This window comes from Phyllobacterium sp. 1468 (genome assembly GCF_031455525.1).
Classification (GTDB): domain Bacteria; phylum Pseudomonadota; class Alphaproteobacteria; order Rhizobiales; family Rhizobiaceae; genus Phyllobacterium.
The window spans coordinates 496,895-520,019 of the sequence record NZ_JAVDSX010000001.1; the positions used below are offsets into that span (position 1 = coordinate 496,895).

24 protein-coding genes and 1 pseudogene are annotated in these 23,125 nt (G+C 56.5%); 14 read left to right on the forward strand and 11 right to left on the reverse strand.

Features of this window, described 5'->3' with window-relative positions; all coding sequences use genetic code 11:
• The first annotated feature begins 81 nt into the window (after positions 1-81).
• The 5 genes from dapF (at position 82) to J2X72_RS02465 (ending at position 4,929) form a co-directional block, all read left to right on the forward strand.
• Positions 82-975, forward strand: coding sequence for a diaminopimelate epimerase (gene dapF / locus J2X72_RS02445; protein WP_310068067.1), 894 nt, complete (start codon positions 82-84; stop codon positions 973-975).
• A complete protein-coding gene (mtaB, locus tag J2X72_RS02450) occupies positions 975-2,258 on the forward strand; it encodes a tRNA (N(6)-L-threonylcarbamoyladenosine(37)-C(2))-methylthiotransferase MtaB (RefSeq protein WP_310068069.1) in 1,284 nt (427 codons plus the stop codon). The genes dapF and mtaB overlap by 1 nt, the downstream gene beginning before the upstream one ends.
• 23 nt (positions 2,259-2,281) lie before the next feature.
• Positions 2,282-3,703 (forward strand): signal recognition particle-docking protein FtsY, encoded by a 1,422-nt coding sequence (ftsY, locus tag J2X72_RS02455; protein WP_310068072.1) that lies wholly within the window; start codon positions 2,282-2,284, stop codon positions 3,701-3,703.
• Positions 3,703-4,383, forward strand: coding sequence for a septation protein A (locus J2X72_RS02460; protein WP_310068074.1), 681 nt, complete (start codon positions 3,703-3,705; stop codon positions 4,381-4,383). Before ftsY ends, J2X72_RS02460 begins: the two co-directional genes overlap by 1 nt.
• Before the next feature lie 120 nt (positions 4,384-4,503).
• Positions 4,504-4,929 (forward strand): hypothetical protein, encoded by a 426-nt coding sequence (locus J2X72_RS02465; protein WP_310068075.1) that lies wholly within the window; start codon positions 4,504-4,506, stop codon positions 4,927-4,929.
• Between the two features lie 7 nt (positions 4,930-4,936).
• On the opposite strand, the gene J2X72_RS02470 is transcribed toward J2X72_RS02465, so the two are convergent.
• From J2X72_RS02470 to ccmA, 5 genes are read right to left on the reverse strand one after another with little or no spacing between them, the layout of a single operon-like run.
• Entirely contained in the window at positions 4,937-5,536 is a 600-nt protein-coding gene (locus J2X72_RS02470) for a DsbE family thiol:disulfide interchange protein (protein ID WP_310068077.1), read from the reverse strand.
• The gene (gene ccmD, locus J2X72_RS02475) at positions 5,533-5,706 is read right to left on the reverse strand and encodes a heme exporter protein CcmD (protein WP_209998911.1); all 174 of its coding nucleotides are present in this window, start codon (positions 5,704-5,706) and stop codon (positions 5,533-5,535) included. The genes J2X72_RS02470 and ccmD overlap by 4 nt, the downstream gene beginning before the upstream one ends.
• Positions 5,703-6,473 carry a heme ABC transporter permease gene (locus J2X72_RS02480; protein WP_310068079.1) on the reverse strand — a complete coding sequence of 257 codons (771 nt, stop codon included), beginning with the start codon at positions 6,471-6,473 and terminating at the stop codon, positions 5,703-5,705. The genes ccmD and J2X72_RS02480 overlap by 4 nt, the downstream gene beginning before the upstream one ends.
• Positions 6,474-6,517: 44 nt before the next feature.
• Complete coding sequence (gene ccmB, locus J2X72_RS02485; protein WP_310068081.1) at positions 6,518-7,183, reverse strand: heme exporter protein CcmB; 666 nt, start codon at positions 7,181-7,183, stop codon at positions 6,518-6,520.
• Positions 7,183-7,791: a heme ABC exporter ATP-binding protein CcmA gene (gene ccmA, locus J2X72_RS02490; protein WP_310068082.1), complete on the reverse strand. Its 609-nt coding sequence runs from the start codon at positions 7,789-7,791 to the stop codon at positions 7,183-7,185. Before ccmA ends, ccmB begins: the two co-directional genes overlap by 1 nt.
• 289 nt (positions 7,792-8,080) lie before the next feature.
• On the opposite strand from ccmA, the gene acnA reads away from it, so the two are divergent.
• From acnA to J2X72_RS02505, 3 genes and pseudogenes are all read left to right on the forward strand, one after another.
• Positions 8,081-10,768, forward strand: coding sequence for an aconitate hydratase AcnA (gene acnA, locus J2X72_RS02495; protein ID WP_310068083.1), 2,688 nt, complete (start codon positions 8,081-8,083; stop codon positions 10,766-10,768).
• A 169-nt stretch (positions 10,769-10,937) separates the two neighbouring features.
• A complete protein-coding gene (locus tag J2X72_RS02500) occupies positions 10,938-11,711 on the forward strand; it encodes a DUF1223 domain-containing protein (protein ID WP_310068085.1) in 774 nt (257 codons plus the stop codon).
• A gap of 483 nt (positions 11,712-12,194) precedes the next feature.
• Positions 12,195-12,482 (forward strand): annotated as a pseudogene (locus J2X72_RS02505) (DUF2794 domain-containing protein); the annotation flags it as partial.
• Between the two features lie 65 nt (positions 12,483-12,547).
• On the opposite strand, the gene J2X72_RS02510 reads toward J2X72_RS02505, so the two are convergent.
• From J2X72_RS02510 to J2X72_RS02525, 4 genes are all read right to left on the reverse strand, one after another.
• On the reverse strand, positions 12,548-13,096 hold the full coding sequence (locus J2X72_RS02510) for an N-acetyltransferase family protein (RefSeq protein WP_310068088.1): 549 nt from the start codon (positions 13,094-13,096) through the stop codon (positions 12,548-12,550).
• Between the two features lie 156 nt (positions 13,097-13,252).
• Positions 13,253-14,029, reverse strand: a complete 777-nt coding sequence (locus tag J2X72_RS02515; protein WP_112524999.1) for a Bax inhibitor-1/YccA family protein — start codon at positions 14,027-14,029, stop codon at positions 13,253-13,255.
• A gap of 190 nt (positions 14,030-14,219) precedes the next feature.
• Entirely contained in the window at positions 14,220-16,787 is a 2,568-nt protein-coding gene (locus J2X72_RS02520) for an ABC transporter permease (RefSeq protein ID WP_310068091.1), read from the reverse strand.
• The gene (locus J2X72_RS02525; RefSeq protein WP_310068093.1) at positions 16,784-17,488 is read right to left on the reverse strand and encodes an ABC transporter ATP-binding protein; all 705 of its coding nucleotides are present in this window, start codon (positions 17,486-17,488) and stop codon (positions 16,784-16,786) included. Before J2X72_RS02525 ends, J2X72_RS02520 begins: the two co-directional genes overlap by 4 nt.
• A gap of 68 nt (positions 17,489-17,556) precedes the next feature.
• On the opposite strand from J2X72_RS02525, the gene J2X72_RS02530 reads away from it, so the two are divergent.
• Both J2X72_RS02530 and thpR read left to right on the forward strand, forming a co-directional pair.
• Entirely contained in the window at positions 17,557-18,216 is a 660-nt protein-coding gene (locus J2X72_RS02530; protein ID WP_209998893.1) for an arylesterase, read from the forward strand.
• A 162-nt stretch (positions 18,217-18,378) separates the two neighbouring features.
• Positions 18,379-18,975, forward strand: coding sequence for an RNA 2',3'-cyclic phosphodiesterase (gene thpR, locus J2X72_RS02535; protein ID WP_310068097.1), 597 nt, complete (start codon positions 18,379-18,381; stop codon positions 18,973-18,975).
• On the opposite strand, the gene J2X72_RS02540 is transcribed toward thpR, so the two are convergent.
• Positions 18,924-19,397 carry a low molecular weight protein-tyrosine-phosphatase gene (locus J2X72_RS02540; protein WP_310068099.1) on the reverse strand — a complete coding sequence of 158 codons (474 nt, stop codon included), beginning with the start codon at positions 19,395-19,397 and terminating at the stop codon, positions 18,924-18,926. The two genes, thpR and J2X72_RS02540, sit on opposite strands and share 52 nt — an antisense overlap.
• A gap of 120 nt (positions 19,398-19,517) precedes the next feature.
• On the opposite strand from J2X72_RS02540, the gene J2X72_RS02545 reads away from it, so the two are divergent.
• The 4 genes from J2X72_RS02545 to J2X72_RS02560 all read left to right on the forward strand — a co-directional run bounded on the left by J2X72_RS02545 (position 19,518) and on the right by J2X72_RS02560 (position 22,452).
• Positions 19,518-19,910 carry a YkvA family protein gene (locus J2X72_RS02545; RefSeq protein ID WP_209998890.1) on the forward strand — a complete coding sequence of 131 codons (393 nt, stop codon included), beginning with the start codon at positions 19,518-19,520 and terminating at the stop codon, positions 19,908-19,910.
• Between the two features lie 254 nt (positions 19,911-20,164).
• Positions 20,165-20,668: an invasion associated locus B family protein gene (locus tag J2X72_RS02550; RefSeq protein ID WP_209998889.1), complete on the forward strand. Its 504-nt coding sequence runs from the start codon at positions 20,165-20,167 to the stop codon at positions 20,666-20,668.
• Positions 20,669-20,788: 120 nt separating this feature from the next.
• Positions 20,789-22,027, forward strand: coding sequence for a 23S rRNA (adenine(2503)-C(2))-methyltransferase RlmN (gene rlmN / locus J2X72_RS02555; RefSeq protein WP_310068106.1), 1,239 nt, complete (start codon positions 20,789-20,791; stop codon positions 22,025-22,027).
• Positions 22,024-22,452 carry a hypothetical protein gene (locus J2X72_RS02560; protein ID WP_310068109.1) on the forward strand — a complete coding sequence of 143 codons (429 nt, stop codon included), beginning with the start codon at positions 22,024-22,026 and terminating at the stop codon, positions 22,450-22,452. Before rlmN ends, J2X72_RS02560 begins: the two co-directional genes overlap by 4 nt.
• An 8-nt stretch (positions 22,453-22,460) precedes the next feature.
• Here J2X72_RS02560 and J2X72_RS02565 read toward each other — a convergent pair whose 3' ends face one another.
• Positions 22,461-23,102, reverse strand: a complete 642-nt coding sequence (locus tag J2X72_RS02565; protein WP_310068111.1) for a LysE family translocator — start codon at positions 23,100-23,102, stop codon at positions 22,461-22,463.
• Positions 23,103-23,125: the final 23 nt, after the last annotated feature.

Genomic DNA, 23,125 nt, shown 5'->3' on the forward strand with positions numbered 1-23,125 from the left:
GCAGGCACTGGCATTTCTTTCCCTTTTCCGCCATATAAGCCCTCTATCGACAGATGATGGCAGTTATAGGCTAGCGAAGGCATGGCGGCATACGCGCAATTTGCGAAGATGAACGGGCTTGGTAACGAAATTATCGTTGCCGATCTGCGTGGGCGTGCGGACCGGATTACGGCTGACGCGGCCATCGCGCTTGACCGGGATCCGGCGACCAAGTTTGACCAGATCATGGCGATTCATTCAGCCAGAACGGACGGCACGGAAGCCTATATTGAGATTATCAACTCCGACGGCAGCGAGGCGCAGGCCTGTGGCAATGGCATGCGCTGTGTGGTGCAGGCGCTGAGCTCTGAAACCGGCAAGCGTGAATTCACGTTCGAGACTGTCGCCGGAATCCTGACCGCGCATGAGCATCCAGACGGCCAGATCTCCGTCGACATGGGCAAGCCGCGCTTCGATTGGCAGGAAATTCCCCTCGCAGAACCGTTTCACGACACGCGCAGGATCGAATTGCAGATCGGGCCGATCGATGCGCCGGTCCTGCATTCGCCCTCGGTCGCCAATATGGGCAATCCGCACGCGATTTTTTGGGTTGACCAGGACGTATGGACATACGACCTGGAGCGGTTCGGGCCCCTCCTTGAAAACCATCCGATCTTTCCGGAGCGCGCCAATATCTCCATTGCGCACGTGACCAGCCGCAACGCCATTACCCTGCGTACGTGGGAACGCGGTGCCGGTTTGACCAAGGCTTGCGGTTCTGCTGCCTGCGCCGCTGGTGTTTCCGCCGCGCGTACCGGCCGTACCGAAAGGGTGGTAACGGTCACTGTTCCGGGCGGACCGCTGTTGATCGAATGGCTTGATAACGATCACGTGATGATGACCGGGCCCGCGGAATGGGAGTTTTCAGGATCTCTTGACCCGGCGACCGGAGCCTGGCACCGCGACGAAGCCAAATCTTCGCAGGGGGCGGCGTAATGGCTGTCGATGTCGTCACTTTCGGTTGCCGGCTCAATACCTACGAGTCGGAAGTGATGAAGCGCGAGGCCGATGCGGCGGGCCTCGGCTCGCTGGAGGACGGCGCAATCATCTTCAATACCTGTGCGGTCACCAGCGAAGCTGTGCGCCAGGCCCGGCAGGCGATCCGCAAGGCACGCCGGGATAATCCGCGGGCGCGCATTATCGTTACCGGCTGCGCCGCTCAAACAGGCGCGGATGAATTTGCCGCCATGGATGAAGTCGATCTGGTTCTCGGCAACGAGGAGAAGCTGAAATCCAACTCCTATCGTATGCTGCCGGATTTCGGCGTCAACCAGTTTGAAAAGGTGCGTGTCAACGACATCATGGAAGTGCGCGAGACCGCCTCGCACATGGTCGACGCCATTGAGGGACGTGCCCGTGCTTTTGTTCAGGTGCAGAATGGCTGCGATCACCGCTGCACATTTTGCATTATCCCCTACGGCCGGGGGAACTCCCGCTCGGTGCCGATGGGCGGGGTTGTCGAACAGGTCAAGCGGCTCGTCGGCAATGGCTACAACGAAGTGGTGCTGACCGGGGTCGACATGACCAGCTATGGACCGGATCTTCCGGGAAACTTGCGGCTGGGCAAGCTCGTGAAAACCGTACTCAGGGAAGTAACGGGCTTGCAGCGGCTGCGCCTTTCCTCCATCGACTCGATCGAAGCCGATGAAGACCTGATGGAAGCGCTGGCGACCGAAAAACGCCTGATGCCGCATCTGCATCTCTCGTTGCAGTCGGGCGACAACATGGTCCTGAAGCGTATGAAGCGGCGTCATCTGCGTGAAGATTCAATCGCGTTCTGCGAAAATGTCCGGAGGATACGCCCGGATATTGTTTTTGGTGCGGATATTATCGCCGGTTTCCCGACCGAGACGGACGAGATGTTCGAAAACTCAATCCGGATCGTCGAGGAATGTGGTTTGACGCATCTGCACGTTTTTCCCTTCAGCCCGCGTGAAGGAACGCCAGCTGCGCGCATGCCGCAGGTTAACCGCCAGAGCGTCAAGGCACGGGCGGCACGGCTGCGGGCCGCAGGCGCCATAGCCTACCGACGCCACTTGCAAGGTCTCGTTGGCACGACGCAGAAAATTCTCATCGAACGTGAAGGCCTTGGCCGGACGGAGGGTTTCACTCTCGTTGGTGTCGATGATGGAGTGCCGGGCCATATCATCGAGCGCATGATCAAGGGCCATGACAGCGACAAGCTGTTGGCTGATGATAGTAGCCGGCGTGCGGCATAATCTTAATTAGCAAAGCAGTTTTCATGGCTCTGGGTTTCATCAAGAAGATATTCTCCTTCGGCAAGAAGGAGGTCGAAGAGGTCCCGGTTGAGAAGCCCTCGGGCGAGCTCGACCAGCTACCCACGGCTGAGCAGCTCTATGAGGATACGACGGCACAAGAAGCCTTGAATGTGGCTGCAGAAACTATTCCTGCTGAAGCAGAACAAGGTGTTGAGGGACAGACGGTCTCCTTCAAAGAGACGGCGGCAGAACCTGAGTTACTTCAAGACATCGAACCCATCATTACCGAACAGACCACAATCGAATCGTCGCCAGTCGATGAACTCATCGAAGCCACGGATGAAATTGAGTCGCCAATGGGCGAGGTGGCGATCGAGCCGGTACCGATCCCCGCTCCCGAGGCGCCGGTCGCAGAGGTTGTAGAAGCACCCGAGCCCATAATCGCACCGAAGCCCTCGAAGGTGACGGTTAGCAAAACGGTCGAGGAGAAGCAGGCTGAACAACCCGCCATTGCAGAACCGGAAAGGCGCCTTTCCTGGTTCGAGCGCTTGCGCAAGGGGTTGTTCCGTTCCTCCCAGCAACTTGGCGATTCCATTGGCAGCATCTTCACCCGGCGCAAGCTCGACGAAGATACGTTGCAGGACCTGGAAGACGTGCTGATCCAGGCAGATCTCGGCATGGAAACCGCCATCCGCATCACCGGAGCCTTGAGTGCCACACGCTACGGCAAGGATATCAGCACGGAAGAAGTCCGCGCCATCATGGCAGCGGAAATCGAGAAAGTACTGGGCCCGGTGGCCAAGCCTTTGGAACTCGACCTTTCGCACAAACCGCATGTTATTCTCGTCGTGGGGGTCAACGGGACGGGCAAGACCACGACGATCGGCAAGCTTGCCGCTAAGCTTACGGTGGGCGGTCTTAACGTCATGCTCGCAGCGGGCGATACATTCAGAGCGGCCGCCATCGAACAGTTGCACATCTGGGGCAAACGCACCGGCGCACCGGTCGTTTCCTCCAAGCTTGGCGCCGATGCGGCGGGCCTAGCCTTCGATGCGTGGAAACAGGCCAAGGAAGCCGGCAGCGACGTTCTGATCATCGACACGGCTGGCCGTCTGCAGAACCGGGCGGAACTGATGGACGAACTCGCGAAGATCGTTCGTGTGCTCGGTAAGAACGATCCGGAAGCGCCGCATACGGTATTGCAAACGCTTGATGCGACGACGGGACAGAATGCTCTCAACCAGGTCGAAATTTTCAAGAACGTCGCAGGCGTCAATGGTCTCGTGATGACCAAGCTTGACGGCACGGCACGTGGCGGCATTCTTGTCGCCATCTCTGCAAAACACAAATTGCCGGTCTATTTCATTGGCGTCGGCGAGCAGGTCGAAGACCTCGAACCTTTCGCCGCAAGCGATTTTGCCAAAGCCATTGCAGGAGTTGCATGATGGAACAGCCCATATTTGAACGTGATCCATCTGATCCGGCAGCCAGAACCAATCCGGCGCGCAAGGAGATCAATCCACTGCTCAAGCTGGTTCTGGAGCTCGGCCCGCTCATGGTGTTCTTCTTCGCGAACGCTCGCGGCGAATGGTTGATCGAGCGCTTTCCCGCACTCTCCAATATTGGCGAGCCGATTTTCATTGCCACCGCCCTTTTTATGGCGGCAACGGCGATTGCACTTGCCGCTTCCTGGATTCTGGTGCGCAGTCTGCCGATCATGCCCCTGATCTCCGGCATCGTCGTGCTGATCTTCGGCGCGCTGACGCTTTGGCTCCACAACGAAACCTTCATCAAGATGAAGCCGACCATCGTCAATGCATTGTTCGGGGTGATCCTGCTCGGCGGACTTTATTTTGGCAAATCCCTCCTCGGCTATGTCTTTAACAGCGCCTTCAAGCTGAATGCCGAGGGCTGGCGCAAGCTGACCATGCGCTGGGGGATTTTCTTCATTTTCCTTGCGGTACTGAATGAAGTTGTGTGGCGTAGCTTCTCGACTGACTTCTGGGTGGCGTTCAAGGTTTGGGGCACCATGCCGATCACGCTGCTCTTCACCTTCGCGCAGATGCCGCTCGTGATGAAATATTCCATTGAACCGGCAACCGAGAAAGCGTCGAGCAAAGACTGATAATCCTGCCACAATCCGGCTGAAAAGGGTCATAATTTCCGCCTGATCACGACGAAATGCCGCCGCGATCTACGCTCAAGAATCACGTTAGCGGCAACGGATTCTCAGAAAGCGTGACCCATGAAGACGGCTCTCATCGTAATGACCCTGATGGGTTGCGACTGCGATGCGAAAATCTGCGAATACATAAAAACCGCAGATGCGGGCTGGACCAGTCTCGACCGATGCAGAGCCGACCAGGAGAACCAAATTCGCCAGAACACGAAGGTCGACTATCCGTTGATCACCGCGACATGTGCCGTGAGATCTGCTCCTGATTCAGAGGTCGCCGGTAGGTCTTTTACGGTTCCTGAGCCCGCTGCGGATCGGCCAATAGAAACGCTTGCACTTGGCACGCCTATCGCTGCGCCAGTCACGGTCGCAACGAAAACGACATTCGGCTATCGAATGATCACCGTTCCGCTTACCCACGCCTACGACAGCACGGCGACGGCCGCAACCAGGGCCGCGGGCTGGGTACGGCGCTATGCGATGCTGGAAAACTGAAAGGCGTTTAGTTCGCCTTTAGCGCTGCCTCAATGGCAGGCATAAGCTCGTTGCGGATCGAGTCTTCCGTCAAAGGACCGACATGCTTGTGGGCGACGATTCCGTCCTTGCCGACAAGGAAAGTTTCCGGCACGCCATAGACGCCCCACTCGATTGCGGCCCGGCCGTTCATGTCGGCTCCAATAGCGGCGTAGGGATTGCCGAGTTCGTCGAGGAAGCCGAGGACGTTCTCGTTTTTATCCTTGTAGTTCAGCCCGGTGAGCCGAAACCGCTTGTCTTCACCCAATTGCATAAGCAGCGGGTGTTCGACACGGCAGGGCACACACCAGGAACCAAAAACATTGACGAGCGTGACCTGTCCCTTGAACGCTGCCGGATCAAGCCCCGGAACCGGCTGTCCGTCCTTTTGTAAGCCGCTCACGGCAGGCAGCGCCACATTGGGAGCGGGTTTGCCAATCAGCGCAGAGGGAATGACCGATTCATCGCGGCCCGACGCAAGCTGGAATGCGAAAACAGCGGCCAAGGCGACAAACAGGATAAGCGGCAGGAAGACAAAGAACAGGCTGCGCTTTCGTGGAACCTTTTCGACTTGCTCCCGCCCCGTCACGATGCGTTATCCATCTTCGTCTCTGACCTGCGACGCACCCCGCGCGATTCCAGCTCCTGAAGCGCTTGGCGCTGGCTGCGTTGATCAATGAAAATCCATCCGATCAAGGCAGCAAGGACAATGATGGCAGCGCCATAGGAGGCAAGCACGAAACCGGTATGGCTCGTCATGACACTGCTCCCCCATCTGCGCTGCGGGCAGCAACGCGGCGCATGGCCGCGACGCGGCGGCGCCAGATTTCATTGCGCATCGCCATCAGGTGCAACGTAAAAAACAGAAGGGTGAAACCAATTGCCATGATCAGCAGTGGCTTAAGATAGGACGGGTCGAGGGTTGAGCCCCCCATACGCAGCACGGACGCGGGCTGATGCAGCGTGTTCCACCAGTCGACCGAAAACTTGATGATCGGAATATTGATGAAGCCGACAAGGGTAAGGATAGCCGTGGCCCTTGCCGATTTTGCCGGATCATCCATGGCGCGGGTAAGCGCGATGATTCCCAGATACATCAGAAACAGGACGAAAACGGAGGTGAGCCGGGCATCCCATACCCACCACGTGCCCCACATCGGCTTGCCCCAAAGTGAGCCGGTGATCAGCGCCAGAGCGGTGAAAACCGCGCCGATCGGCGCAGCGGCCTTGGCGGAAACATCGGCCAGCGGGTGGCGCCATACGAGTGTTCCGAGCGCCGCGATGCTCATGATCGTGTAACACATCATCGAGAGCCAGGCGAAAGGCACGTGGATGAACATGATCTTGACAGTCGAGCCTTGCTGGTAATCGTCGGGCGCGTTCATCGACATCCAGAAGCCGATGGCCAGCACGAGTATGGTAAGTCCGCCGAGCCACGGCAGAACGCCGCCCGCCAGGCCCAAAAACCGCGTAGGGTTGGCCAGATCAATCCATCGCCCCGTCTTGGATACTGCGTCACTCATCACATACTCTTAGCTTTCTGATGCCCGTTTCGCAATTCACCACGCCGTCAATCGGCAGAAGACTTCAATGCCGCTGCGGCGGCTATCGGTCCCAGCACCGCAAAGAACAGCGTAATCGCAGCAAGAATAAGGAAAGGTGCCAGAAACGGTGCCGGATCTTCAACTGCGCCATAGGACGCAGACACGCCGAAAATCAGCACCGGTATCGTCAGAGGCAGGATGATGACAGAAACCAAAAGACCGCCGCGTGGCAACGAAACCGCCACCGCAGCGCCCACTGCACCGATGAGCGTTATCGCCGGCGTGCCAACCAGAAGGGTCAGGGCCGTCGCACCAATGGCGGTGGGTTCCATGTTCATGAAAAGCCCAAGCAAAGGTGAAGCGATGACCAGGGGCAAGACGCTGACTGTCCAATGCGCCAGACATTTAACGAGGATCGTAAGTGCAAGCATGTGCCGATCCGATGCCATGATCAAAAGATCGAGCGAGCCATCATCGCGATCCGCCTGAAATAGGCGGTCGAGGCCAAGCAGGGTCGCAAGCAGCGCCCCGATCCACAGCATGGCCGCACCGATACGGGCAAGCAGCTTCAGATCAGGGCCAACACCAAAGGGAACGACCGCAATCATCGCCAGAAAAAACAGGATGCCAACCAAGGCGCCGCCACCAGCGCGCAAGCCCATTTGAACGTCGCGAAGGAACAATGCGCCCATTACGCGGCGGCTCCCAAGGCCAATTCCTTCGATCCCTCGAGCCCCAGCGGCAAATGGGTCGCTGCAACTATGATTCCACCGCTTGCCAGGTGTCCGCGCATAAGTCCGGTGAACCGCGCGTCAGATGCTTTGTCCAACCCGGCGGTTGGCTCATCCAGAAGCCATACCGGCCGGTCGCTGACAAGAAGCCGGGCAATGCTCACACGGCGTTTTTGTCCCGTCGAAAGATAGCCAAAAGGCAGGTGACCGATTTCACCAAGGCCGACATGTTCGAGCGCTTCGGCAATCGAATACTGACCGTCTCCGTTGAACGATTGCCAGAAATGCAGGTTTTCATAGACGCTGAGAACCGGCTTCATGGCATTGAGGTGGCCAAGATAATGAGCGGCCGCGGCGATCCCCTCAAACGCGGCCGGCGCGCCCTCGAGCCGAAGCATTCCTCCCGCCTGTACGAGAAGACCTGCGATAATTCGAAGCAGGGTCGATTTACCTGAACCATTGGGCCCGGTCACCATAAGCGCTTCACCGGAGGAAACAGCAAAATGAAGACCGGAAAACAACAGTTCTCCCCCCCGTTCACCACCCAGATTCTCGGCGATTAACCGCATGAACGATCCGCTTTTTGGTACCTGTGAAACGCCACGCGATTATTTCGACGCAGCACACAATTTAGACTAATTCCGGTCTGGCACAGATCAGCGAAAAACTCTATATAGCTCACAACCATGCCAGCGGTCGGCATGGAAACCATTTTGGCCGATCTCGATACGGGTTGCGTTTTTAACCTGTTGCGGGACGGACAGCGGAAATGACTGCACCCGCACCTTAGCGCGTCCTTGAAACGCGGCAAAGGCGTTCGTCCCGGGTTTAGGCCTCAGCATAAGGACGAACGCAATAATGTCTCAGATTGACAGCTTCAAATGCCGGAAGACCCTCACCGTGGGGGACAAGGAATATGTCTACTATAGTTTGACCGAAGCCGAAAAGAACGGCTTGGAAGGCATCTCCCAGCTTCCATTCTCAATGAAAGTTCTTCTCGAAAACCTGCTTCGTTTTGAAGACAACCGCTCGGTTTTCAAGAAAGACATCGAGGCCGTCGCGGCATGGCTCGTCGACCGCGGCAGCGCGGGTGCTGAAATAGCGTATCGTCCAGCCCGCGTCCTGATGCAGGATTTCACCGGGGTTCCAGCAGTCGTGGATCTTGCAGCGATGCGCGATGCGATGGTCAACCTCGGTGGCGATCCGGAAAAGATCAACCCGCTCGTTCCGGTTGATCTCGTCATCGATCACTCCGTTATCGTCGATGAGTTCGGCAATCCCCAGGCCTTCAAGCGCAATGTGGATCTCGAATACGAGCGCAATGGGGAGCGCTATCGCTTCCTGAAGTGGGGTCAGCAGGCATTCAAGAACTTCCGCGTCGTTCCGCCCGGTACCGGCATCTGCCATCAGGTCAATCTCGAATATCTCGCGCAGGGCGTCTGGACCAAGGAAGAGGATGGCACGACCGTCGCATATCCCGATACCTGTGTCGGCACCGACTCCCACACGACCATGGTGAATGGCCTCGGTGTACTCGGCTGGGGCGTTGGCGGTATCGAGGCCGAGGCATCCATGCTTGGCCAGCCCGTTTCGATGCTTCTGCCGGAAGTCATCGGCTTCCGCCTGACCGGCAAGGTCAAGGAAGGCGTGACGGCAACCGACCTCGTTCTCACTGTCGTGCAGATGCTGCGCAAGAAGGGTGTCGTCGGCAAATTCGTCGAGTTTTTCGGACCCGGCCTGGAAAGCATGACGCTTGCGGACCGTGCAACCATCGGCAATATGGGGCCCGAATACGGCGCGACCTGCGGCTTTTTCCCGATCGACCGGGAAACCATCAATTACATGCACATTTCCGGACGCGACGAAGACCGTCTCGCGCTTGTCGAGGCCTATTCGAAGGCGCAAGGCATGTGGCGCGAGCCAGACTCTGCCGATCCGGTCTTTACTGACACGCTGGAGCTAGATCTCGGAACCGTCGTGCCGTCCATGGCTGGACCGAAGCGCCCGGAAGGCCGTATCGCGCTTGAAGGCATAGCATCCGGCTTTCATGAATCGCTGCAGAAGGAATACAAGAAGACCACGCAGCTCGACGCCCGCTACCCTGTCGAAGGCGAGGCCTACGATATTGGTCACGGCGATGTCGCCATTGCTGCTATCACATCCTGCACCAATACCTCGAACCCGAGCGTGTTGATTGCAGCAGGTCTTCTTGCCCGCAATGCCGTCGCCAAGGGCCTGAAGTCGAAGCCCTGGGTCAAGACATCGCTCGCTCCGGGCTCGCAGGTCGTTGCCGCTTATCTTGAAAACGCCGGGCTGCAGACGTCGCTCGATGCGCTCGGCTTCAACCTCGTCGGCTTCGGTTGCACGACGTGTATCGGCAATTCCGGTCCGCTGTTGACGCCGATTTCCAAGACCATCAACGATAAGGGTTTGATCGCGGCGTCGGTACTTTCCGGCAATCGCAACTTCGAAGGCCGTGTATCGCCCGACGTTCAGGCAAACTATCTGGCTTCACCGCCTCTCGTCGTGGCCTATGCGATCGCCGGTACAGTGAAACTCGACCTGACCACCGAACCTCTTGGTGAAGATCAGAACGGTAACCCGGTTTTCCTCAAGGATATCTGGCCGTCGTCACACGAGATCCAGGAATTCATCACCAGGAACGTTACCCGCAAATTGTTTTCTGCCAAATATGCAGACGTGTTCAAGGGTGACGAAAACTGGCAGGCGGTGAAGGTTCCAGCGGGTCAGACTTATGCCTGGGACGACCAGTCGACCTATGTGCAGAACCCGCCCTACTTTGTTGGCATGGGCAAGACACCGGGCAAGGTCAACGATATCAAGGGCGCGCGCATTCTTGGTCTTTTCGGCGACAAGATCACCACCGACCATATTTCTCCGGCCGGTTCGATCAAGGCGGCCTCTCCCGCCGGACAGTATCTGACCGAGCATGGCGTCGCTCCGCTGGACTTCAACCAGTACGGCACGCGCCGCGGCAACCATGAAGTGATGATGCGCGGCACCTTTGCCAATATCCGCATCCGCAATCATATGCTCGGCGAAAACGGCCGCGAAGGTGGATATACGATCCATTACCCGACCAAGGAAGAGATGCCGATCTACGACGCTGCCATGCAATATCGGAGCGAGAATGTTCCTCTGGTGATCTTTGCGGGTGTCGAATATGGCAATGGCTCGTCGCGCGACTGGGCAGCCAAGGGCACAAGCCTGCTCGGCGTTAGAGCCGTGATTGCCCAGTCCTTCGAGCGTATCCACCGCTCGAACCTCGTCGGCATGGGCATAGTGCCATTCGTTCTCGAAGAAGGCACGAGCTGGCAATCGCTGGAGCTCAAGGGTGACGAGATCGTCTCGATTGAAGGTCTGGCCACGATCCAGCCACGACAGAAGACATTTGCCACGGTGACTTACGCCGATGGCAGGGTCAAACAGGTGCCGTTGATCTGCCGCATCGATACGATCGACGAACTCGAATATTTGAAGAACGGCGGTATTCTGCAGTACGTTCTCCGTGATCTTGCGGCCTGATTGGTCAAAAAAATATAGAACAGATGGTCGCCGGGAACCCGGCGACCTTTCGATCAATAGAAAGACGAAACGTGATCGAATTCACCTCAAAGTGACTTCCTGTTGAAACGATCGGCTCCTATCAATCTTCTGACAATTGAATAAGAAACTCGGGAAGAAAATAACTACCTTGTCCCTGCGCACCCTATCCAGACGCATTGTCATCGGCGCACCGTTCGTAGCGGCAGTAGCGTATGTGCTGCCTGTCTGTGCGGGGGAATCTGGCGGGAAACCAGAGGGCGTTGTCGAGCTTTATACCTCTCAGGGCTGCGGGTCATGCCCCCCAGCGGATGCGGTACTGAAGTCGCTTGCTGCGGAAGGAAAGGTTGTCGCGCTGGCCTTCCACGTGGATTATTGGGACTACCGCGGTTGGACGGACAGCCTTGCTGTGCCCGAGAATACCGACCGTCAGAATGGCTATCGTACCGCTCTGGGATTGAACGGTATTTATACGCCGCAGGTGATCCTCAATGGGCGTGAGCATATGAACGGTCAGGATGGCCAGAAGATTCGCAGGCGTATTGCAGAAACGCGCAACACGCCGACTGGGCTCACCGTCCCTGTATCCATCGAAAAGACCGCACGGGACCGGCTGTTGATCGACATAGGTTCAGGCCCGTCCGCGACCAACCCGGTTCGGGTTCTGCTGGCCTATTTCAATCGGGAGAGCATCATCGCCATACCCGATGGCGAGAATGTCGGACGCAAGGTCAGTTACGCCAATAGTGTGCGCGCGATGGAGACGGTGGGCATGTGGGATGGAGCGGCGCAGAAGATTGAAATCCCACTCAGCGAGATCGCCAGCAAGAAAGCGTCCGGCTGCGCGGTGCTGCTGCAAGAGATGCTGGGTGAGGGCAAGCCAGGCCCCATTATTGGCGCCTCGATTATGGCCGCGAAACCCTAGGCTACTAGATACGACATGTCTGGCACATAGAAAAACAGGCCGGATGAATCCGGCCTGAGTATTGGGGCATGTTGCTTAGGGAGACTTATCGGCTCAATCCGGGCAACCCGTTGGGCGGGGGGCTTGGGGTATCGAGCTGCTTCGAGAACGAACCGGCCTCGACAACATGCAGTTGATGTTGGGTGTCGAATCCGGCGGGAATGCGAACAGATGATGGCGAGAATGTGTCGGGCTATCACCATTGAATTCATCGCGTATTGCTTTGTGAGAAAGCCCCTAAAACAGTTCGTAAGCCAACGATATTGAATGCCCTCATCACTCCGGACTTGTAAATTGATGCGGATCAGGCCACCTTTATGTCATCCACGTGACACAACAGTTTTCAAAGGCGGTTGATTGATGGACAGCAATGCAGGTGGCGACGAATCGCAACAGCAGGCTAAACTTATCTCCCTTACCCCTAAAAACGATTTGCCCGTAACCTTCAACCGGCGCGAACTCGATCAGATCCTACGAATATATGGTTTCATGGTATCTGCCGGCGAGTGGCGGGACTATGCCATCGATCATTTGATGGACAGGGCAGTCTTCTCGATTTTCCGGCGAACCAGTGAAGTACCGATGTTCCGGATAGAGAAAAACCCCAGGTTCGCGCGCAAGCAAGGGGCCTATAGCGTCATTGCCGCCAGCGGCCTCATTCTCAAGCGCGGCCAGGAACTCGATCGGGTACTCAGGATCTTTGACAAGAGCCTGAGTGTCGTACGGAGTTAGAGCAAGTTTTGTTTGTTCATGGCCAGTTCTGTTTCTCGCATGGCCGGGTGAATTTGCTCTAGCGCTTAAGCTTTCAGGGGGGGCTTGCCCGGCAAGGTTTCCGAGCCGCCGTTCATGTCCAGCTGCATGAGTACAGTATCGAGCCAACGGCCATGCTTGAAGCCCGATGCCCTGATCGTTCCCGAATGTGTGAAGCCAGAGCTCAAATGCAAGCGAACGGACGCTGATGCATCGTGACCGTCTCCGATGACTGCGATGAACTGGCGGAAGCCGAGATTGGTACAATCCTTGATCAGCTGTTGTAGCAGGACCTTGCCCAGCCCCTTCCCCTTTGCCTCCGGTGCAATGTAAATCGAATCCTCGACTGACCACCAATAAGCCGGGCGTGTCCGGAAGTAACTGGCGTAGGCATAACCGATCACTGCCTCATCGACTTCCGCTACGACGTAAGGAAATCCGTCCGCGGTGATTGCGTGGAACCGGCGTGTCATCTCTTCCATATCCGGAGGATCGATTTCGTAAGTCGCCGTTCCATGCAAGACCGCATCGCGATAGATTTCCGTTATGGCTGGAAGGTCGGCGGGACGAGCTGAGCGGATCTGAATCTGAGACATGGCATTTCGCAATGAATGATGGCGTTGCACGCTTCATGCACTTCTTTGCTTGGAATTTGAAGGGGCGCGTTGCGAAAATTGTCACCGCATTTCCGGCCGGAAAACGAAAAGGGCAGCGTTTCCGCTGCCCTTACCTTCAATTCAAGTTCGCAAGCGTTAGTTGCGGTTACCGAGGAACTGCAGAAGGAACATGAACATGTTGATGAAGTCGAGATAAAGTCGGAGTGCACCCATGATTGCCTTGCGGCCATAAGTGTCCGAGCTGTCACCTTCGTAGTACATTTCCTTGATATTCTGCGTGTCATAGGCGGTCAGTCCGGCGAAGACCAGAACACCGATCGCGGAGATAGCGAACTGCAAGGCGCTCGACTGCAGGAAGATATTGATCAGCGACGCAAGGATGATGCCGATCAGACCCATAAACAGGAATGAGCCCATCGCAGTCAGGTCACGCTTCGTCGTGTATCCGTAGAGCGACAGGGCGCCGAAGGATGCCGCGGTGATGAAGAACGTCTGAACGATGCTTCCGGACGTAAACACCAGGAAGATCGAGGACAGCGAGATACCAACCAGCGCGGCATAGACCCAGAACGTCGTCTGGGCGGCGGCAACGCTCATCTTCTCTATACGGAAACTCAAAAAGAACACTGCGGCAAGCGGTGCGAGCATCACGACCCAGCGCAAGGGCGAGCCGTAGATTGCAACGCCAAGATTTGTCAGCATTTTGCCGTTCGGCAACTGCGCCGCTGCAAGAGACGCATCATTGGTGGTTGCGAGATAAACAACTGCAAGGGCGGCAAAACCGGTCACTGCAAGACCGATACCCATAAGGTTATACACCTTGAGCATGTAGCTGCGCAGACCTTGATCGATCCCCGCGTCCACACGCACTCCGGCCGATGTACGGGCCTGGATGTTGCGATAATCAGCCATGGTTTTCCTCATTTGCTTCGTCCCGTCGGGTGTCGGGGGAATCCCGGGCGCCGCTGGCGGGACCCCAGCATGCCTTGCTAAGAATTATGGTGATTTAAACGCGTTATAACAAGACCTGATTTGCTCAAGATCGTGTGTTGCAGTCCTAAATTGCGCTAAATCCGTGCAATATTACAGCGTTTTAATGATTTCAAAGGTTTCGCAAGATCGGCGCCGCCTTCTGGCCAAGTATTCGCCATGTGCCAGCCAGCCCGAAACCGATAGTCAGGACCAGAGCGATAATTACGGTCATCATCGCCACTTCCGGCTGGAAGGAGGCTGGTAAAGTCATGACCCGCACAATCACATACCAAGCAGCCACACCACCGGCGAGTAACGCAAAAAGAGCGGTCGACAGGCCGAGCAGCATATATTCAAGCGTAAAGGCCTTTATCAGCGTGCGCCTGGTCGCTCCAAGCGTTTTGAGCACGACTGCGTCATGAACCCTAGCGCGATTTCCTGCTGCCAAAGCACCGCCGAGCACCAGAATCGATGCGACAAGTGCCACTGACGCTGCCGCGCGAATAGCAACGGCCAATTGTCCGACCAGCTCATTTGCGATGGTGATCGCATCCTTGACCCGAACGGTGGTGACCGCCGGAAAGGCGCGGGTCACATCGCGCATGACGGTGGCTTCTTGCTGGGGGGTGGCTGCGGGGTCGGTCAGGGTCGCCAGCCATGCGTGCGGCGCGCCGGTAAAGGTGTTGGGGGAAAACACCATCACGAAGTTGATGGCAAGGGATTCCCATTGGAGTTGGCGAAAATTGGCGATCCGCGCGGTAATGTTGCGACCAAGAACATTGACAGTCACGGTGTCACCAATCTTCAAGCCAAGATTGCCAGCCTCTTCGGCAGAAAAGGAGACGAGCGGTTCGCCGGAATAGTCAGCTGGCCACCACGCACCTTGTGTCAGCGTCGAGTTTTCCGGCACGGCCTTGGCGTAGGTGATACCGCGGTCGCCGCGCAGTACCCATGCGCCCTCGGGTGGAATGGTCAATTTGGTGATATCGGTTCCATTGAACGCGACGATACGCCCGCGCAGCATCGGTGCGCTGACGATCTTGCCATTCGGCGCAGCATTTTGCAGGAGAGTCGTGAACTGATCGACCTGTTTGCTCTGAATATCGACAAAGAAGAAGTTCGGCGCACGCTCGGGCAGGTTACCCGCGAGTTGCTGACGCAAACTACCGTCGATAAGTGCAAGCGCGACGAGAAGGGTTAGTCCCAGCCCAAGAGAAAGAACTACGGAGGGAGTGAGGGCGCCAGGCCGGTGAATATTCCCAAAAGCAAGTCGCAACGCCGTCGATCGCACGCGCGGCGCACGCCGCGCCAGCCATTGAACCAGAGCCGAAACAGCGCGCAAGACAACGAATGAGAATGCAACCGCGCCAACAAAAACTATGGCGATTCGCCTGTCATAGGCAAAAAACACTGCCAGCAAACAAAGGATGCCGATGAGGATGACGGCGGCCACCACATAGATCGGCTTAGGCCAGCCGCGCTGCTCGAACCCCTGTTCGCGGAAGAGTGCCGTCGCTGGAACATCTCTGGCGCGCCCTAAGGGCAATATGGCGAATGCAAGCGTTGTCAAAAGACCGAATAGTGCGGCCCAGAGCAATGCGCCGGGATAGAAACCACCCTTCGATGCGATAGGCAGAACGCTCTGTAAGGCGTAGCCAGCAGCATAAGGAATGAGAGCCGCAACGACCAGGCCGATGAGAATACCGGCCAGCGCTATGATGACGATCTGTATCAGATAGACCGCGATCACAAACCAGCCTGGCGCTCCCAATGACTTGAACGTGGCGATGACACCGCGCTTTGCGTCGAGATATGATCTCACAGCATTGGCTACGCCAACTCCGCCAACAATCAGCGAGGTCAGACCGACCAAGGTCAGGAATTGCGAAAACCGTTCGATATTGGCGCTGAGCGAAGGCGCTGCATTGTCGCGGCCACGTATTGTCCAGCCAGCTTGTGGAAATTGTTTCTGCGCTTCCTCGCGTATGGCTGTGATTGCAGCGTTCGTCGCCCCGGCCGGTAGTGCGATCTTATAGCTATGATCGACAAGGCTCCCCGGCTGGATAAGCCCGGCGGCCCCGAGCCCTTCAAGTGACACCATGAAGCGAGGTGCGAAGCCAAAGCCGTCGGATAGCAGATCCGGTTCGTTGCTGATGACGGAGCGCAACTCGAACGTCGCAGTTCCAAGGAGAACCCGGTCACCGAGCTTCAGATTGAGCCGGTCCAAAAATATCTGGGCCACGGCGGCTCCAAAGGCACCGTCCTTTTCCGCAAACAGCGCCTCATGGTCAAGTACGGGCGTCGTCTGCAACGCTCCATAGAGCGGATACGCGTTGTCCACTGCCTTCACTTCCACCAGCGATTGATCAGACCCGTCGACGAGCCTTGCCATTGAGCGCATGTTGGCGCTGACAGCTACGCGGCCCTTGCTGTCGAGAAAGGCCCGCTCGCCAGGGCTGACTTCGCGCTGGTTGAGCTGAAAACGGATGTCGCCACCGAGGATGCTCTGGCCTTGCGTGGAGATACCCGCCGTAACAGAGTTGGCAACCGAGTTGACACCGCCAATGGCCGCCACACCAAGTGCAATGCAGGCCAGAAAGATATAGAACCCTGACAGACCACCGCGCATTTCGCGCAGAGCAAAACGTAAAGCCAGTTTCAGGGATGGTGAAGCGCGGACCGGAGATATTTCACTCATGCGCTTTTCGCCAACACCGCGGCATGCTCATCCGCTTCGATCAAGCCGGAGCGGACCCGGATTTCCCTGTCGCAACGGGCGGCAAGTGTCGCGTCATGGGTGACAAGAACCAGTGTGACCCCGAGTTCCTTCTGTTTCTCAAACAGAAGATCGGCTATCTGCCGGCCTGTCGCCGTGTCGAGATTACCTGTTGGTTCGTCGGCAATAAGGATCTTCGGCGACGGCGCAAGTGCGCGCGCAATCGCGACACGCTGCTGCTCGCCGCCTGAGAGCTCACCTGGGTAATGGGTAACGCGATCGGCGAGCCCGACTGCCGCAAGCACACTCTCTGCAATGCCGAAGGCTTCGGGATTTCCCGCGAGTTCGAGCGGCACAGCAACATTTTCCAGCGCCGTCATGTTCGGGATAAGGTGAAATGACTGGAAGACAATGCCGATATTGCGGCCGCGAAACGCCGCGATCTGATCTTCGCTCATGCTCTCGAGTTTCTCGCCGGCAATCTGAACTGAACCGGAATCCACATGCTCAAGCCCGGCGAGCACCATCAGCAGCGTTGATTTGCCCGAGCCGGACGGCCCGACAATACCGACTGACTGCCCATAATTGATATTTAGAGAAATGCCTTTAAGCACATGCACCGAGGAAGGACCGCTGCCAAGTGTCAACTCAATGTGATCAAGCGCGATAACGGATTTAGTCACGAAGCACTTCCTTTACGGTATGGTCAGCACCAGATTGTCTGCAGCTGGTCTGATATGGGTACCCGAGAATGAGATTCAAACCATTGTTACAGTTCTTCGTTTTATCCGGTCTAGTTGCCTTGCCGTCCTTGGCCCTGGCCAATCAAAATGCCGTGTCTGACCGCCCGCTGGCGGTCGTCGGCTTCGGTGACAGCTTGATGTCCGGTTTCCAACTGCCGATCCAGGATTCGTTCACTGCCCAGTTGGAAAAGGCGCTGAAGGACAAGGGCGTCAACGTGACGATCACCAATGCCGGCGTCGCGGGCGAAACGACCACAGACGGCGTCTCCAGGCTGGATTGGTCGGTGCCCGAAGGGACCGATTTGGTGATCCTCGAATTTGGCGCCAATGACGCGCTTCGAGGCATCGACCCGGCTATCAGCGAGAAAAACCTCTCCGATATCCTTGAGAAATTGAAGCAACGCAACGTTCAGGTCATTCTGGCCGGCATGCTGGCACCTCCCAATATGGGCAATGATTATGCGGAGAAATTCAACGCGATCTTTCCGCGTCTGGCGGAAAAATACGATGTGCCGCTTTATCCCTTCTTCCTGGATGGGGTCGCGACAGTAAAATCATTGCAGCTCGCCGATGGCGAACATCCGAACACCGAAGGTGTTGCCAAGATGGTTGAAGGTTTTCTGCCACTCATGGAAAAGACCATAAGCCAGCGCACCGCATCACAATAGGTGTTCTACGCGCTGTTGCCAGCCGTCAGGCAATCTGTCTGCCCCCTTTTGGATGAGCCGTGTCTAATTTGTCGCGCCGGAGGATAATCTGAACTTATGTCTTGCTCGCGGGTTCATTCGATGATTCTCTAAAGTTACAACTCGATTCGGGGAGGATGCCTTATGCCGCGTCTCTTTACTGCCCTCGAAATCCCGAGGGACGCCGCTCTCTCACTGTCGCTCTTGCGCGGTGGTCTGCCAGGTGCCCGATGGATTGATGTCGAAAACTATCACATCACGTTACGCTTTATTGGAGATGTCGAAGGCCATATCGCCGACGAGGTCGCCAATGCGCTCGACCGCATAAGGCGCCCGGAATTTACCCTGCAACTTTCCGGCGTGAATGCCTTCGGCTCAAAGAAGCCACACAGTCTCGTCGCAAGCGTGTCTCCTTCGCCGGACATTCAAGCGTTGCACGCCGAAATAGAGCGCATTTGCCAGCGTCTTATGCTGCCGGCCGATCAACGCAAATTTACCCCGCATGTAACCCTCGCGCGCCTTCGCAATGTCCGTAATGAAGAGCTGGCGCACTATCTGTCGTCACGCGGAAACTTCTCCACAGCACCGTTCACTATCGGACGTTTCGTGCTGATGTCATCGCGCGATTCCATCGGTGGCGGACCGTACATCGTCGAGGAAGCCTGGCCCCTCGAAGCCCCGCGTTCTTTCTACCCGAACCGTGCGGAGAGGCCTTTGGAGGCTGCCAGGATCATTCGGTAGACGCGTTCGAAATCCGCATTCGTGCCGTAATACGGATCCGGGATCTGTGTGGCGTCTCCAAGCGCGAGTTCATAGAACATCCCGACTTCCGCTGTTGCAAGGCTAGGTCGACGCGCTTTGATGGTCGCGATATTCTCCCTGTCCATGCCGACGATCAAGTCGAAACGGGTGAAATCGTCCGCAGTGAGCTGACGGCACCGTTGGGCTGAAATGTCGATGCCGTGCCGGCCGGCGACCGCAATGGAACGTTCGTCCGGCAATTCGCCCGTGTGATAGCCATTGGTACCCGCCGAATCTATGAGGACACCATTCGCTTTCCCCTCTGCCGCAAGCACCGATCGGAATACACCTTCGGCCAAGGGAGAGCGGCAGATATTGCCGAGGCAAACGAACAGAACGGAATGGAGTGGGTGTGATGTCATGCAAGCACTCTGGTTTGGACGAGGACGCGGTCGGCAATTCCAGCAACAATTTCACGGAAACTCTTGCAGCACGCCGCCGTTCTTCCCATGTTGTCATGGAATGGTTTTGAAGGAAAAGGGATGAACGACGCAAAAATTGGCGAAATTCTGGAACCGGGAAGCGAGGATCAACAGCGCTCCCGCGAGGAACGCGTTCGAGCGCGCTTCTGGAAAACGGCACGCAAGGCTGCGAAATCGATTCCATTTCTCGATGAAGTGGTCGCCGGTTATTTTTGTGCGCTCGATCCTGCGACACCAACCAAGGTGCGCGGCATTCTCCTCGGTTCGCTTGCATATTTCGTATTGCCTCTCGATTTCATTCCCGACTTCCTCTTTGGTCTCGGTTTCACTGACGACGTGGCCGTCCTGATGGCAGCATTGACCGCCATTCGCAGCCACATCACACCGGCGCACCGGGCGGCCGCACAAACAGCGATCAAAAACCTCGACCGCGATCCTTCGCCGGCCAATTGACTTCGTTTCATCACAAGCATGTGAAACAGCGTAACGTCAAAGTCTCGCCGCTTTTGTTTGGCTGGAGTTCACTGGTGGGACGTTAACGAGGATGCGATATTCGTAGCCCTGAAAATTTGCTCTATCTTCACCGTTTGGTAACCCAGATTAAGTCAAATTAAGGGAAGCGAACTGGACAATGCGGCATCCGGAAATCCTCCGGGCCATTGCCGGTTCGCTGGTTATGAAATACGCGAGAAAAACTGGTAGGTAAAATGTTTGGAAAATCAATCGTAGCGATCTCTGTGCTCATGTTTGGGCTGACGGGAACAGCTCTTGCCCAGACCCCAAGTCAGATCAGCCAGTACAACGCGTGGGGCGCTTACAGCTACCAACAGGGCAATGGTAAAGTCTGCTACGTCCTTTCTGTGCCGATCGACAAGCAGCCTGCCAAGATAGATCATGGCGATAACTTCTTCATGGTGAGTCAGAAGCCGGGTCAGAACGTCAGCTATGAGCCGCAGTTCAAGGCCGGTTACGATCTGCAGGCAAATTCGAAGGTTGTTGTAAAGATCGACGAGCGCTCGTTCTCCATGTTCACCAGCGGCAGTCATGGCTGGATGGAAAACGCTGCCGAAGAACCGCAACTCGTCGCCGCCTTGCGCGCGGGACATCAGATGTCAATCAACGCTGTCTCGAAGCGCGGTACGAAGACGAGTTATGCGTATTCGCTGAAGGGTGTTTCGGCTGCTCTGAAGGCCATCGCGTCCTGCAAGTAACAATCAGACCGGATATCGTCATAGGGGCCGGGCACTGTTTCGGCCCTTTTGCATGTGGAGGTGACGCGCGGGCTGGAACGTGGTATGAGCCCCGCTTCCGATTAGAACGTTAGAAAATCCATGTCCGTATCGCTAGACCTGACACATCCTGTCGCCCGGGACAAATCCCGTGATGCCGTTCGAACCACCTTGGGTGAAAAGCCATCGTTGATTGGCTTGTCGCGTGCGGAAATGGGTGAGGCGCTGGCTGCAATCGGCGTGCCGGAACGTCAGATCAAGATGCGCGTCGCTCAGTTGTGGCACTGGCTCTATGTGCGCGGCGTTTCCGATTTCTCCGATATGCTGAACATTTCCCGGGACATGCGAGAATTGCTGCATATGCATTTCAATATTGCGCGCCCAGAGATCGTCGAGGAACAGATCTCCAATGATGGCACACGCAAGTGGCTGTTTCGCTTCCCGCCGCGCGGGGCTGGACGTCCTGTCGAGATCGAAACCGTTTATATCCCGGAAGAAGGCCGCGGCACCTTGTGTATTTCCAGCCAGGTCGGCTGTACCCTTACCTGCTCCTTCTGTCACACGGGCACCCAGAAGCTGGTCCGCAATTTGACTCCCGAAGAAATTCTGGCACAGCTGCTGATCGCCCGGGACCGTCTCGGGGATTTCCCTGATCGCAGTACGCCGGACGGTGCCATTGTACCGGCTGAGGGCCGCAAGGTTTCCAACATCGTTATGATGGGCATGGGCGAGCCGCTTTACAATTTCGAGAACGTCAAGAAGGCTCTGCTGATCGCCTCCGATGGTGATGGCCTGTCGTTGTCCAAGCGCCGGATCACACTGTCGACTTCGGGCGTTGTGCCTGAAATTTATCGCGCGGGCGAAGAGATTGGCGTCATGCTGGCCATCTCCTTGCATGCGGTTAACGACGACCTGCGCGACATGCTCGTGCCGATCAACAAGAAATACCCGCTGAAGGAACTGCTCGATGCTTGCCGGGCCTATCCGAGCCTGTCCAATTCCAAGCGGATCACCTTTGAGTATGTTATGCTCAAGGGCGTCAATGACTCGCTCGACGATGCCAAACAGCTTGTAAAGCTGCTCAGGGGCATTCCGGCGAAGATCAATCTGATCCCGTTCAATCCTTGGCCCGGCGTGAACTACCAGTGTTCTGACTGGGAGCAGATCGAGAAGTTCGCCGATTACGTCAACAATGCTGGCTATGCCTCGCCGATACGCACCCCGCGCGGACGTGATATTTTGGCTGCCTGCGGGCAGTTGAAATCAGAATCGGAACGTATGAAGAAGACGGACCGCCTGGCGTTCGAGGCGGCCATGATCGCCGGGCACGGCGAAGATTGACCCGGATCCTGGCCTACTTGCTACGTTTTGCCCTGATCACGTTTGGCTTCGTCTGTGCGATTTTCGCCGCATCGCTGTTCCTTAACCTTCTACTGCTTGGCAGTTCCGAGTTGATCGGCTCTGAGGGTCCCTTTTTATATTTGACCGTTCCAGCTTTTGCGGCGGTAATTGGCTACAGCATCTTCTTTCCGGCGGCGATTCTTATTCTCTATGCCGAGCTGACCGCCTGGCGCGATTGGCTATTCTATGCGCTTGGCGGCGCTGGCATTGCCGTCGTCATTATCGTCTGGAAGTGGCGACCGCAGGCAGAAGACACAAGCACGTTCGCTGCAATCCTCGCCACCGGCGTTGTCGGTGGTTTTGTTTACTGGTTGATTTCAGGACGCAGCGCAGGCGTGATCGCCAAGCTTCCGAAAGACCTATAACTGAAGCGTTACTTCGCTTGCGCCATCAGGATCTTTGCCGCGAATGCAGAAAAAACGCCGGCGAAAAGCCAATCGGTGATCCGTGTGACAGTCGGGTTTTTCTTGAGCAGTTTAGAAAACTTGTCCGCCGCGATAATCATCGGCGCAACCACAGGCAGAGCGAGCGGGATAAACAGCACCCCTAGAAAAAATAGCTTTCCGGGTGCGTGAAGATCCGAGGCCGAGACGAATTGCGGCAGGAACGTCATGAAAAACAGAATGATTTTCGGATTGAGCAGATTGATTCCGAAGCCGGTCAGCCAGTTTTGAAACAATGTGTGAGATTGGCCGACCTGCTTTTCCGGCGAGAAAGCTGAACCATGACGGATTGCCTGATAGGCAAGCCATACCAGGTATCCCGCGCCGACGATCTTGAGCGCTAGGAACGCGCTTGGTGAAGCAACAATCAACGCCGAAAGCCCGATAGCCACCATCGTCGTATGCACGACAATGCCGCTGCTTGCACCCGCCAGACAGGCAAAACCCGCGGCCTTGCCTTCCGACAAGGCGCGGCCTACGAAAAGCGTCATGTCAGGCCCGGGGGTGATCGATAAGACGAAGGTCGCAACGGCAAATTGCAGGATAATCGACCATTCAGGAATGAAGTTCATCTAAAAGCTCCGCAACGAATTTG